11 protein-coding genes are annotated in these 12,573 nt (G+C 74.3%); 5 read left to right on the forward strand and 6 right to left on the reverse strand.

The genetic code is table 11. The annotated features are described in order from the left end of the window. Positions 1-53 precede the first annotated feature (53 nt). Positions 54-644: a TetR/AcrR family transcriptional regulator gene (locus J7523_RS02585; RefSeq protein WP_291881843.1), complete on the forward strand. Its 591-nt coding sequence runs from the start codon at positions 54-56 to the stop codon at positions 642-644. A gap of 15 nt (positions 645-659) precedes the next feature. Here J7523_RS02585 and J7523_RS02590 read toward each other — a convergent pair whose 3' ends face one another. Beyond that, positions 660-1,415 (reverse strand): SDR family NAD(P)-dependent oxidoreductase, encoded by a 756-nt coding sequence (locus J7523_RS02590; protein ID WP_291881845.1) that lies wholly within the window; start codon positions 1,413-1,415, stop codon positions 660-662. Between the two features lie 187 nt (positions 1,416-1,602). Here J7523_RS02590 and J7523_RS02595 point away from each other — a divergent pair, with 187 nt between their 5' ends. The 3 genes from J7523_RS02595 (at position 1,603) to J7523_RS02605 (ending at position 4,404) form a co-directional block, all read left to right on the forward strand. After that, positions 1,603-2,400 (forward strand): exodeoxyribonuclease III, encoded by a 798-nt coding sequence (locus tag J7523_RS02595; RefSeq protein ID WP_291881848.1) that lies wholly within the window; start codon positions 1,603-1,605, stop codon positions 2,398-2,400. Between the two features lie 67 nt (positions 2,401-2,467). After that, positions 2,468-3,712: a DUF4190 domain-containing protein gene (locus tag J7523_RS02600; RefSeq protein ID WP_291881850.1), complete on the forward strand. Its 1,245-nt coding sequence runs from the start codon at positions 2,468-2,470 to the stop codon at positions 3,710-3,712. Continuing rightward, positions 3,625-4,404, forward strand: coding sequence for a DUF4190 domain-containing protein (locus J7523_RS02605; RefSeq protein ID WP_291882301.1), 780 nt, complete (start codon positions 3,625-3,627; stop codon positions 4,402-4,404). The genes J7523_RS02600 and J7523_RS02605 overlap by 88 nt, the downstream gene beginning before the upstream one ends. Positions 4,405-4,507: 103 nt before the next feature. Here J7523_RS02605 and J7523_RS02610 read toward each other — a convergent pair whose 3' ends face one another. From J7523_RS02610 to clpB, 3 genes are all read right to left on the reverse strand, one after another. Next, the gene (locus J7523_RS02610) at positions 4,508-5,146 is read right to left on the reverse strand and encodes a UdgX family uracil-DNA binding protein (RefSeq protein WP_291881853.1); all 639 of its coding nucleotides are present in this window, start codon (positions 5,144-5,146) and stop codon (positions 4,508-4,510) included. A gap of 114 nt (positions 5,147-5,260) precedes the next feature. Next, a complete protein-coding gene (locus J7523_RS02615) occupies positions 5,261-6,310 on the reverse strand; it encodes a Gfo/Idh/MocA family oxidoreductase (protein ID WP_291881855.1) in 1,050 nt (349 codons plus the stop codon). A gap of 24 nt (positions 6,311-6,334) precedes the next feature. Beyond that, positions 6,335-8,953, reverse strand: a complete 2,619-nt coding sequence (gene clpB / locus J7523_RS02620) for an ATP-dependent chaperone ClpB (RefSeq protein ID WP_291881858.1) — start codon at positions 8,951-8,953, stop codon at positions 6,335-6,337. Between the two features lie 118 nt (positions 8,954-9,071). On the opposite strand from clpB, the gene J7523_RS02625 reads away from it, so the two are divergent. Beyond that, positions 9,072-10,100, forward strand: coding sequence for an alpha/beta hydrolase (locus J7523_RS02625; RefSeq protein WP_291881861.1), 1,029 nt, complete (start codon positions 9,072-9,074; stop codon positions 10,098-10,100). On the opposite strand, the gene J7523_RS02630 is transcribed toward J7523_RS02625, so the two are convergent. Next, positions 10,015-11,412, reverse strand: coding sequence for an ion channel protein (locus tag J7523_RS02630; protein ID WP_291881865.1), 1,398 nt, complete (start codon positions 11,410-11,412; stop codon positions 10,015-10,017). The two genes, J7523_RS02625 and J7523_RS02630, sit on opposite strands and share 86 nt — an antisense overlap. Before the next feature lie 99 nt (positions 11,413-11,511). Continuing rightward, a complete protein-coding gene (locus J7523_RS02635; protein WP_291881868.1) occupies positions 11,512-12,525 on the reverse strand; it encodes a cation transporter in 1,014 nt (337 codons plus the stop codon). Positions 12,526-12,573: the final 48 nt, after the last annotated feature.

The raw sequence follows: 12,573 nt of genomic DNA on the forward strand, positions 1-12,573 counted from the left end.
CGGATGCAGGTTATACGACAACTGTCGGACAGTTCTCGTGCCATCATGAGCCGGTGACCCAGGACGACGCCGCCCGCCTCGACCCCCGGGTCCAGCGCACGCGGACGCTCCTGCAGGACGCGCTGCTCTCCCTGGCCCGCGAGCGCACGCTCGACGAGATCGCCGTCGCGGACGTCGCGGACCGCGCCACGGTGAACCGCAGCACCTTCTACCAGCACTATCCCGACACCGACACGCTGCTCGCGGACGCCCTGGACACCCGCGCCGCCGCCGCCGGGGCGGACCTGTCCAGCATCCACCCCGGGCTCGGCGCGGCGCCCCCCGAGGTGCTCGTCCGATACGCGGAGCACCTCGCCGAGCATGCCGAGCTCTACCGGCGCGCGTTCGGCGAGCACGGTTCACCGGTCGCCGTCACCCGGCTGCGACGCCGCGTCGAGCAGCTGTCCCTCGAGGGCCTGCGCATGCACGGCATCCCGGGTGCGCTCGCGGAGCTGCCACCCGAGGTCGCGGCCGCCGCGTTCGGCGGGGCCGTCATCGGGGTGCTCGTCGCGTGGCTCGAGCAGGAGCCGCTCGCGCCGGCGCACGACGCGGCGACGTGGGCGTGGGCCGCCGTCCGGGGCTGGCCGGCGGCCGAGCCGGCCTGACGCCGTCACGGCCCCTCAGGAGAACCAGGCGCCGCCGTTGACGTCGAGCACGGCACCCGTCACGAACGCGGCACCGTCGGACACGAGGTAGAGGACGGCGCTCGCGACGTCGTCCGGCACGCCCGCGCGGTTGAGCGACGACGCCGCGATGGCGCCGCGCTGCGCGGGCTCGGGCGTGTGCTGGGTGTGGAACGGGGTCGCGGTCACGAACCCGGGCGCGACCGCGTTGACCGTGATCCGCCGCGGTCCGAGCTCGCGGGCCAGGGCCCGGGTGAACCCCTCGACGCCGGCCTTCGCCGTCGTGTACGCGACCATGCCCGTCCCGCCGCCGCTGCGGGCCGCCTGGGCCCCGATCGTCACGATGCGACCGCCGTCGGGCATCACCGACAGCGCGGCCCGGCTCGCGTAGAACGCCGACGACAGGTTGAGGTCGAGGACGTGGTGCCAGTGCGCGTCGTCCAGCGACGCGAGCGTGCGCCGCTCGACGATGCCGCCGACGTTGTTCACGAGGATGTCGATGCCGCCGCCGAGCGCCGCCGCGGCGTCGGTCACGGCCTTGTCGACGTCCCAGCTGCGGCGCGCGTCGAGCTGGAAGGCGGCGGCCGTCCGGCCCTCCTCGGTGATCTCCGCGAGGACCGTCGCGGGCTCGTGCGCGAGGTACGTGATCGCGACGTCGGCGCCGGCCCGGGCGAGGGCGACCGCGACGGCGCGCCCGATGCCCGAGGCACCGCCCGTCACGAGCGCGCGGCGGCCCTTGAGGTCCTCGTCCACGTCCACCCTTCCCCGCCCCGATCCGACACGACCCGGCCGGGGACCGTGCCCGCACCGTCTCGCGGACCGTACTGGAGAGGAACGTTCGCCCTCAACACCCGCTTCGTCCCGTTCGTCCGATCGGGCGTGCGCTGCACGTGCACGCGGGTGACGGTCCTGTCGGCGGGCGCCGGTACCCTCCACGCTCATGCGCCTCGCCACCTGGAACATCAACTCGATCCGCGCCCGCACCGACCGCGCGGTCGCCTTCCTCGAGCGGACCGGGGTCGACGTGCTGGCGTTGCAGGAGACCAAGTGCAAGGACGAGCAGTTCCCGCGCGAGGCGTTCGAGGCGCTCGGGTACGAGGTCGTCACGAGCGGGTTCAGCCAGTGGAACGGCGTCGCGATCGTGTCCCGGGTCGGCATCGAGGACGTCGAGGTCGGCTTCCCGGGCATGCCCACGTGGGGCGACCCGGCGGCCGCCGAGGCGCGGGCCATCGGCGCGACGTGCGGCGGCGTGCGGCTGTGGAGCCTGTACGTCCCGAACGGGCGCGAGGTCGGCGACCCGCACTACACGTACAAGCTCGACTGGCTGGCCCGCCTGCGCGACGCCGCGCACGGGTGGCTCGACGCCGACCCGCAGGCGCAGGTCGCCATGGTCGGCGACTGGAACATCGCCCCGCTCGACACCGACGTGTGGGACATCGCGTGGTTCGCGGGCCGTACGCACGTGACGCCGGCCGAGCGGGACGCCTTCACCGCGCTCGCCGACGTCGGCTACGCCGAGGTCTCGCGCGTGCACCAGCCCGCCGAGCACACCTACACGTACTGGGACTACCAGCAGCTGCGGTTCCCCCGGAACGAGGGCATGCGCATCGACCTCACCTACGCGTCGCCCGCGCTCGCCGCCCGGGTCACCGGCGTGACGATCGAGCGCAACGAGCGCAAGGGCAAGGCGCCGTCCGACCACGTGCCCGTGGTCCTCGAGATCGCCGACCCGGCATGACCGGGCGGCCGGGTGATCCGGCGGACGCGACGGTCTGCGCGAGCGGGCGGTCCGCTAGGTTGCCCGCATGAGCCACAGCCCCGACGGGGCCAACCCGTACGCCGCTCCCGACCAGCCCTCGAACCCCGGCGAGGGCGTGCCGCCGGCACCCGCGCCGAGCGGGTACGAGGCGGTCCCGCCCGCGTCCAGCGGGTACGAGGCCACGCCCTCGCCGTACGGCAGCGCGTACCCGACGCCCGGCTACCCGGCGGCGAGCGACTCCCGGTTCGGGTCCGGCGCGGGTGACCCGTTCGCGGCCACTCCGCAGTCCGCACCGCCGCCCGCACCGTACGGTTCGCCCACGTACGGCGCGGCGCCCGTCCCGCCGCCCTACGGGTCCGCCCCCGCGTCGCCGTACGGACCCGCTCCGGTCCCGCCCTACGGCTCCGCACCCGGCTACGGCCCGACGAACGCCCCCGGCCAGCCGTCGGCCGCCACGTACCCGGTGCCGTACGGCACGCCCGGCTCGCCCTACGGCACCGGCGCACCCACGTACGGTGGCGTGCCCGGGTACGGTGGCGCGCCCGGGTACGTCAGCGGGTACGGGACCGAGGCGCCCGGCACGGACGGTCTGGCGATCGCCTCGCTCGTCACCAGCGTCGGCGGGTTCGTCATCCTCGGTGCCCTCCCGTCGCCCGTGGGCCTGGGCCTCGGCATCGCATCGCTGCGGCGGATCCGCCGCACGGGCGCAGGCGGGCGGGGTCTCGCGATCGCCGGTGTGGTCGTCGGCGGGATCGGCACGCTGGTGCTGGTCGGGGCCATCGCGGTCGGGCTGCTGATGTTCACGGCGTACCAGACCGACCCCGAGTTCCGGCAGGGGTTCGACGAGGGCTGGTCGGAGGGCATGTCCGGCACCGGCACCGAGAGCTCCGGCGACGCCTACTACGAGCTGCGCACCGACCTCTCGGTCGGCACCTGCATCGCCGCGTACCCGACCGAGTACGACATGAGCGACGCCGAGCTCGTCGACTGCACGACCCCGCACGACACGGAGGTCGTGGGCACCGTCCAGCTCACCGCTCCGGTGACCACCGACCCGGAGGACACCGAGTACGCCGCCGCCGTGGACCTCTGTTACGACCAGATCGAGGCCGCGGCACCGGGGCTGCTCGACGTCGACGGGTTCGCGGACGTCTTCACGCCGCACCCCGACGACTTCGACGAGCCCGGCGGCGACACCGGGTGGTGCGTGTTCGTGTCCGACGGCGAGAGCCTCACGGGCTCCATCACGGGCGGCGACCTGGACCTCGGCGACGAGGTGACGGAGTCCTGAGCACCCCGACGGACGAGCCCGAGGGCTACCCCGAGCCGTACTACGCGCCGGGGTGGGAGCCCGCCCCTGCGCCCGTCGAGCCGACGGCCGTCGCGTCGCTCATCACGGGCGTGCTGCTCTTCGGGCCGGTCGCGCTCGCGCTCGGGATCGTCGCGCTGCGCCGCACCGCCGCACGGCAGACTCGGGGACGCGGCCTCGCGGTCGCCGGCGTCGTGCTCGGTGCGGTCGGCACCGTCGCGCTCGCCGCGGGCATCGTCGTGGCCGTCCTGACCGCGTCCGCGCAGCGTCCGCTGCCGCCCGACGTGCCGCACGCCCGTGACGCCCACGCCGCCCAGCTCGTCACCGGCAACTGCCTCGAGTCGCTGCCCACCGACGGCGCGGTCGAGACCGTCCGCGTGGTGCCGTGCGCCGAGCCGCACACCGTGCAGGTCGTCACCGACTACGAGTTCACGTCCGACGCGGTGTGGCCCGGTCAGGACGCCGCCGACGCGCGCGTCGCCCGGGCGTGCGTGCTCGAGGACGACGAGGTCGCCGCGGGCGTGCGGGCCGTCACGTGGGCGCCGACCGAGGCCGGCTGGGCACGCGGCGACCGGCGCGGCCTTTGCCTCGCGGTGCTCCCGGACGACGTCACGGGCTCATTGCTCGACGGGTCGGCGACGTTGCCGACCGCGGCGCCGACGCCGACGCCGTGAGTCGCGCGGGTCGCTGCTCCGACCGCGGGCGCGGCCCGTCGATGTTCCGCCGGGCCGCGCCCGCCGCATCACGGCTCGGCTGAGCCTCGCCCGTCGGCACCGGTCACGCGTTCGCCGCGGCCCAAGCCGTGCGCAGGTCGTCGGTGAGGGCGGTGAGCGCGGCGGACCGGTCGGCGGCCTCCCTGATCCGCAGCACCGACGACGGGTGCGCGGTGACCACCGTCGGCACGGGGACGTCGTCGGCGGCGTCCAGCACGTGGCCGCGCACCTCGCCGATCGTCACCTCCCGTCCGAGGACCGCCCGGGCCGCCGTCGCACCGAGCGCCACCACGACCCGCGGCCGCACGGCGGCCAGCTCGGCGGTCAGCCACGGCAGGCACGCGCGGATGTGCGCGACCGTCGGCGTCTTGTGCAGGCGGCGCGGGCCGCGCTGCTCGAACCGGAAGTGCTTGACGGCGTTCGTCAGGTAGACGACGTCCCGGTCGACACCCGCCGCGGCAAGGGCCTCGTCGAGCACGCGGCCGGCGGGTCCGGCGAACGGCTCGCCCTCGCGGTCCTCCCGGTCGCCGGGCTGCTCCCCGACCAGCATCATCGCGGCGTCGTGGGATCCCGACGAGAACACGACCTGCGTCGCGGGCGCCCACAGCTCGCACCCGCGGCAGGCGGGCGCAGCGGCGGCGAGACTGTCCACGTCGCCGTCGGGCGGCACCCAGCGCTGCGCGCCGGGTCGGTCGTCGGGCACGGTCCAGCATCGCGCGACCGGACGGCGGGCGCGCGGCGGGGGTGCGGCGGGGATGCGCACCGCCGGCGGAGGACCAGGCGGCAGCCGCAGGCGCGCCCCGAGCGACCTACCTGCTCACTCGCCCGGGTACACGACCCCGACCTGGTGGCGGATCTCGTCCGCGGTCTCGAGGATCGCCACGGTCTCGTCGAGCGGGAGCAGCGGCGAGTCGCGCCGCCCTTCGGCGACGTACGTGGCAAGGGCCGCGGCCTGGAAGCTCAGGCCGCCGTACCCGGTGATGCGGTTGGCGTCCCACGTGCCGGTGCGGTCGCCGACGGTGAGGGTGACACCCGCGGGGACGTAGCAGCGGTCGTCGACGTCGAGGCGCCCCTCGGAGCCGTGCACGTGGGTGGTGTGGCCGGACGCGGTGAGCATCGACGTGAACAGCTGCGCCTCGGCGCCGTCGTACCCGACCTGCACGCTGATCTGCGCGTCGACGCCCGTCGACGTGAGCGAGCCGGCCGCCTGGACGGTGCGCGGGGAGAGGCCGAGACCGGCGTGCCGGGCGACGAACGACGCGAACGACAGCGGGTAGATCCCGAGGTCCAGCAGCACGCCGCCGGCGAGCGCGGGATCGAGGAGCCGGTGCGTCGGGTCGGGGTCGGTACGGACGCCGTAGTCACCCACGACGCGGTGGACGTCACCGAGGGCCCCGTCGTCGAGGAGCTGCCGGATGACGTCGGTGTGTGGGAGGTAGCGGGTCCACATGGCCTCCATGAGCAGCACGTCGGCGTCGCGGGCAGCCTCGACGAGCGCACGGGCCTCGGCGGCGTTGCGCGTGAACGCCTTCTCGACGAGCACGTGCTTGCCGGCCCGCAGCGCGAGCAGGGCCTGGTCGTGGTGGTGGCTGTGCGGGCTCGCGACGTACACGGCGTCGACGTGCGGGTCGTCGACGAGCTCCTCGTACGACCCGTGCGCGCGGGCGATCCCGTGCGCGTCGGCGAACGCCTGCGCCCGGTCGAGCGACCGGGAGCCGGCGGCGACGACCTCCTGCCGGGTGTGCGCGAGCACGGCGGTCGTCCACTGGTGCGCGATGTGGCCGGGCGCCAGGACGCCCCACCGCAGGGGTGGGGCGTCGGCGGGGTCGGGCGTGCGAGGCTCGGGCAGCGTGAGGGCGTCGGGCATGCAGGTCAGCGTGCCAGAAGGGCCTCAGGTGTGGACCGGTGCGGCCGCCCCGGACGAGATCGTCAGCGCGTCCCCCTCGCGGTCGACGACCACCGTCTGTCCGTCCTTCACGTCCCCGGACAGCAGCCCGCGGGCGAGCTGGTCACCGATCTGCTTCTGCACGAGCCGCCGCAGCGGACGCGCACCGTAGGCCGGGTCGTAGCCCTCGAGCGCGAGCCACTCGCGTGCCGCGGGCGTGACGTCGAGCGTGAGCCGGCGGTCGGCGAGCCGCCGAGCGAGCGCCTCGACCTGCAGGTCGACGATGCGGCCGATCTCCTCGATCGACAGCGGGTCGAACAGCACCACGTCGTCGAGCCGGTTGAGGAACTCGGGCTTGAACGACGCCCGCACGGCCCCCATGACGGCGTCGCGCTTGGCCTCCTGCGAGAGCAGCGGGTCGACCAGGAACTGCGACCCCAGGTTCGACGTGAGCACGAGGATCACGTTCCGGAAGTCGACCGTGCGGCCCTGACCGTCGGTGAGGCGCCCGTCGTCGAGCACCTGCAGCAGCACGTCGAACACCTCGGGGTGCGCCTTCTCGACCTCGTCGAGCAGCACCACCGAGTACGGCCGACGGCGCACGGCCTCGGTGAGCTGGCCGCCCTCCTCGTACCCGACGTAGCCGGGAGGTGCACCGACGAGCCGGGCCACCGAGTGCTTCTCGGAGTACTCGCTCATGTCGATGCGGACCATCGCGCGCTCGTCGTCGAACAGGAAGTCCGCGAGTGCCTTGGCCAGCTCGGTCTTGCCGACGCCCGTGGGTCCGAGGAACAGGAACGAGCCGGTGGGCCGGTCGGGGTCGGAGATGCCGGCGCGCGCCCGTCGGACGGCGTCGGACACGGCCGCGACCGCCTTCGACTGGCCGATGAGCCGCGCGCCGATGACCTCCTCCATGCGCAGGAGCTTCGCCGTCTCGCCCTCGAGCAGCCGCCCGGCGGGGATGCCGGTCCACTGCGCGACGACCTCGGCGACCTCGTCGGGACCGACCTTCTCGGCGATCATCGGGGTGCCCTGCGGTGCGACGTCCGCGTCGACCTGCTCCTCGGACGCCTCGGCGTCGGCGATCTGCTGCTGCAGCGCCGGGATCTCGCCGTACTGGATGCGTGCGGCGGCGGCCAGGTCGCCCTCGCGCAGCAGCCGCTCGGCGTCCGAGCGCAGCGTGTCGAGGCGGGCCTTGAGGTCGCCGACCAGGTTGTGGCCGGCCTTCTCCTTCTCCCACCGCGCGGTGAGCGACGCGAGCTCCTCGCGGCGGTCGGCCAGGTCGGCCCGGAGCCGCTCGAGCCGCTCGCGGGACGCCTCCTCGTCGGACTCGGACAGCACGACCTCCTCCATCTCGAGGCGCGTGACGGCGCGGCGCAGCGCGTCGATCTCGACGGGCGACGAGTCGAGCTCCATGCGCAGCCGCGACGCGGCCTCGTCGACGAGGTCGATGGCCTTGTCGGGCAGCTGCCGCCCGGTGATGTACCGGTCGGACAGGGTCGCGGCCGCGACGAGCGCGGAGTCGGCGATCGTCACCTTGTGGTGGGCCTCGTACCGCTCCTTGAGCCCGCGCAGGATCGCGACGGTGTCCTCGACGGACGGCTCACCGACGAACACCTGCTGGAACCGGCGCTCGAGGGCGGGGTCCTTCTCGATGCGCTCGCGGTACTCGTCGAGCGTGGTCGCACCGACGAGTCGGAGCTCGCCGCGGGCCAGCATCGGCTTGAGCATGTTGCCGGCGTCCATCGCGCCCTCGGCGCCGCCGCCCGCACCGACGACGGTGTGCAGCTCGTCGATGAACGTGACGACCTCGCCCTCGGCACCGGTGATCTCGGCGAGCACGGCCTTGAGCCGCTCCTCGAACTCGCCGCGGTACTTCGCACCGGCCACCATCGCGGCCAGGTCGAGCGCGACGAGGCGCTTGCCGCGCAGCGACTCGGGCACGTCGCCCGCGACGATCCGCTGGGCGAGGCCCTCGACGACGGCGGTCTTGCCCACACCGGGCTCGCCGATGAGCACGGGGTTGTTCTTGGTGCGGCGCGACAGCACCTGCACGACGCGCCGGATCTCGGCGTCGCGGCCGATCACGGGGTCGAGCTTGCCGTCGCGGGCGCGCTGTGTGAGGTCCATGCCGTACTGCTCGAGCGCCTTGAACGTGCCCTCGGGGTTCGGGCTGGTGACGCGCGCCGAGCCCCGCACGTTCGGGAGGGCCGCGAGCAGCGCCTCGCGCGACGCACCCGCGGAGCGCAGCGCGTCGGCGACGCCGGACTGGCCGGCGGCGAGGCCGAGCAGCAGGTGCTCGGTCGAGACGTAGTCGTCGCCCAGGGCGCGCGCCTCGGACGACGCGGCCTCCAGGGCGGACGCGGTCGCGCGCGACGCGGTGGGCTGCGCGACGGTGCTCCCGGACGACTGGGGCAGGCCGACGAGGATCCAGCGGATCGACCGGCCGAGGTTGGCACGGTCGGCGCCGACCGCGTCGAGCAGCCCGTTCGCGACGCCGCCCTCCTGCTGGAGCAGCGCGTTGAGCAGGTGCGCGGGCTCGAGCTGGGGGTTGCCGGCGGCCGAGGCCTGCTGGACGGCGTCGCCCAGGGCCTCCTGCGAGCGGGTGGTGAACTTGGCGTCCACATGACCTCCTGTGGGGTGTTCTGGTGTCTGCACAGCCCAACGACGACCGAAGTTGAGTCTATTCCGCTCAACTCTGTGCGCCAGCGGGCGCCAAGGTCCCCGTGGCAGGATCACGCGCATGGTCGACGACGACGTCCCCGACGTGCTCGGTCCGGGCTGGACGGCCCGCACGCTCGCGCTCAAGCCCGACGCCCGCGGCGACGCCCCCGTCGCGACCCTCGTCCACCGCGTCACCGACGCGCCGTCGCGCCGCGCCGTGCTCTACGTGCACGGGTTCGTGGACTACTTCTTCCAGGCGCACGTCGGCGACGCCCTGGCCGCGCACGGCTACGACCTGTACGCCCTCGACCTGCGCGACTACGGCCGCTCCATCCGCGACGGCCGCCCGCCCAACGACACGACCGACCTCGCGACGTACACCGAGGAGATCGACGCCGCCGTCCGGCTGATCCGCGCCGACCACGACCAGCTCGTGCTCCTCGGCCACTCCACGGGCGGCCTGGTCGCGTCGCTGTGGGCCGACTCGCGCCGCGGGAACGGGCTCATCGACGCGCTCGTGCTCAACAGCCCCTGGCTCGACGTGCGGGGCTCCTGGCTCGAGCGCCACGTCCTCGCACCCGTGCTCGGCGTGGTCGGCCGGTGGGCGCCGAACCTCGTCGTCGCGCACATCGCCCCGCACTACGGCCGCGCGCTGCACGCGGACTCGGGCGGCGAGTGGACGTACGACCTCACGTGGAAGCCGCACGAGGGGTTCCCCGTGCGAGCCGGGTTCGTGCGCGCGATCCGCCGCGGGCACGCGCGCGTCGCCCGGGGGCTCGACGTCGACGTGCCCGTGCTCGTCCTGGCGTCCGACGCCACCGGGCCGGACGACCGGGTGCACGACAGGCTCGTCTCGAGCGACTCCGTGCTCGACGTCGCGCAGATCGCCGCCCGCGCGCCCCTGCTCGGCGCCGACGTGACGTTCGTGCAGGTCCCGGGTGGTGCGCACGACCTGGCGCTGTCCCCGTCGCCCGCCCGCGAGCGCTACCTCGACGAGGTCGTGCGGTTCCTCGACACGCACGTCACGCCGGACGCGGCGCCGCGCTCGGCCCCGGCTCCGGACCTGGCCCCGGGTCCGGGTCGGGCGACGGACCGTCCGGCGGGCTGACCGCGGCGCCGTCGACCACCGGTGCCGTCGTGTCGGCGGGAGGCGGTGGCGGGGTCGTCTCGGTGTCCTTCGCGCGCAGCTCGGGACGGTTCGTGACGACGAGCCACGCCGCGAGCGTCGCGAGCAGCATCGGGATGAACAGCTCGCGGTCGGGCAGCATGACGATGACGAGCAGCAGCCCGAGCCACCCGCTGCGCGTCGCCGCGACGAGGATGCCGACCGTCGTCGCGCCGACCGCGAGCGTGATGTCGACGGACGGCCAGAACCCGTGCACGGCGAACCCGAGCGACGCCCCGACGAACGTCGCCGGGAAGATGCGCCCGCCCCGGAACCCGACGGAGCTGGCGATGAGCAGCGCGACGAGCTTGATCAGCGCGTACGTCAGGAAGCCCAGCCCGGTCGTCGTGGCCATCAGGCCGGGCAGCTCCTTCATCTGCTCCAGGCCCTTGAACAGCGTGATCGGGCCGCCTGCGGCGCCCAGCAGACCGAGCACCAGCCCGCCGGCCGTGAGCAGCAGGACCGGGTGGCGCACGCGGTGCACGAACCGGTGCAGGGGCGTGAAGGCGTAGGCCGCGAGCACCCCCACGGCCGAGGCGACCACGGCGAGCACGATCGCCAGGCCCATGTCGCCGAGCGACGTGGTCACGTAGTCAGGCAGGCCGATGTCGAAGGTGAGGTCCGGCGAGAGCTGCATCGTCGTCAGGGCGCCCGTGGTCGCCGCGACGAGCGGTCCGAACATGCGGTCCCAGATCGGGATCCGCTTGTCGCCGGGGTCGATCTCCGTGAGCATCAGCGCGGCTGCGAGCGGCGTCCCGAACATCGCCCCGAGCGTCGCGGCGGTCGTGAGGATCACCCACTGCGGCGGCGCGATCGCCTTGAGGTACCGCCCGCCGAACCACACGACCAGCGCGGCGTTGATCCCCATGATCGGGTTCTCGGGGCCGAGGCTGACGCCGCCGGCGAGCATGAGCACCATCGCGAGGGCGAGCCCCGGGACGACGCCGATCTTCAGCGGCGCCTCGACGAGCCCGGCGGTCGCCGGGTCGGGACCGGCGTGGCCCGGCGCGAAGCGGACCACGAGCCCGACGAGCAGGCCCGTCAGCGTGAGGATGACGACGATCCACACGGGGTCGTCGCGGGACAGCCCGAACACGCCCGACAGGTCGTCCCACAGCCAGCCCTCGATCACGCCCGCGAGCGCGCTCAACCCGACGAGGGTGACCGAGCAGACGACGCCGACCACGGCAGACGGCACCGTGAGGGCGAGCAGGCGTCGGACGGGGACGCGGAAGTCGGTGTCCGGCATCGTCATGGGCGCTCCTCGGGTCGTCGTCCAGCGTCGCCTCTCAGGGCGGTCGGCCGCGTCACCCGCACCGGATGACACGGGGCGGCCGCCCGGCGGCGGGGGTCGTCACGGCTGCAGCGACGCCTCCTGCGGCTCGGACAGCGACAGCACCGCGGCGACGACGCCAGGCTGCGCGGCGATCCGGCGCTCGAGCGCGGCGAGCACGTGCGACGCCTCGGTCTCGTCCGGGTCGCCGTCCAGGTCCACCGCGCCGATGAGGAAGATCTGCTGCGCGCCCATGTACTGCAGGTGCAGCTGCGTGACTCGTGCGATCTCCGGCTGCTCGAGCAGCGCCGTGATCGCCGCCCGCTGCAGCCCCTCGTCGGCCGTCTGCCCGACGAGGAACCGGCGGTTGCGGTCGATGAGCACCACGGCGACGACGCCGAGCAGCACCCCGACGAGGATCGAGCCGACCGCGTCAGGCACGGTCGACCCGGTGGTCTGGTGCAGCCCGATGCCGACGGCCGCGATGAGGATGCCGACGAGCGCGGCGGCATCCTCGAAGAACACCGCCCGCACGGTCGGGTCCGACGTCGCGAGGACGTGCTCGATGACGTCCTGCTCGCGCTTCGCCGCCGACCGCTTCGCCTGCCTGGACGCCTGGAAGAACGACACGCCCTCCAGCACGAACGACACGGCCAGCACCGCGTACGCGATGCCGAAGTCCGTCGCCGGCTCGGGGTGCACGAGCTCCTGGACGCCATGCGTGATCGACACCCCGGCACCCACTGCGAACAGCCCGATCGCCGCGAACAGCGACCACACGTACACCTCGCGGCCGTACCCGAACGGGTGCGTCCGGTCCGCCGGACGGGAGGCCTTGCGCTGGGCCAGCAGCAGGAACACCTCGTTGCCCGTGTCCGCCCAGGAGTGCGCGGCCTCCGCGAGCATCGACGCGGCACCCGTCAGCACCGCGGCAGCGGTCTTCGCGACGGCGATCAGCAGGTTCGCCGCGAACGCGACGGCGACCGTGAGCGTGCTCTCGCCCCCGGTCTCCTGCGCCTGCTCGGCCGCGCCCGCCGGCAGCACGGGCACGACCGGCTCGCCCCGTTCCCCGTCCGCGGGTCGCTCGTCACCCATGCACCCGTGAGTAGCACAGCCCGGCACCCCCCGCCCGCCCGCGGCCCT

Source organism: Cellulomonas sp. (assembly GCF_017744555.1).
In the GTDB taxonomy this organism is placed as follows: domain Bacteria; phylum Actinomycetota; class Actinomycetes; order Actinomycetales; family Cellulomonadaceae; genus Cellulomonas.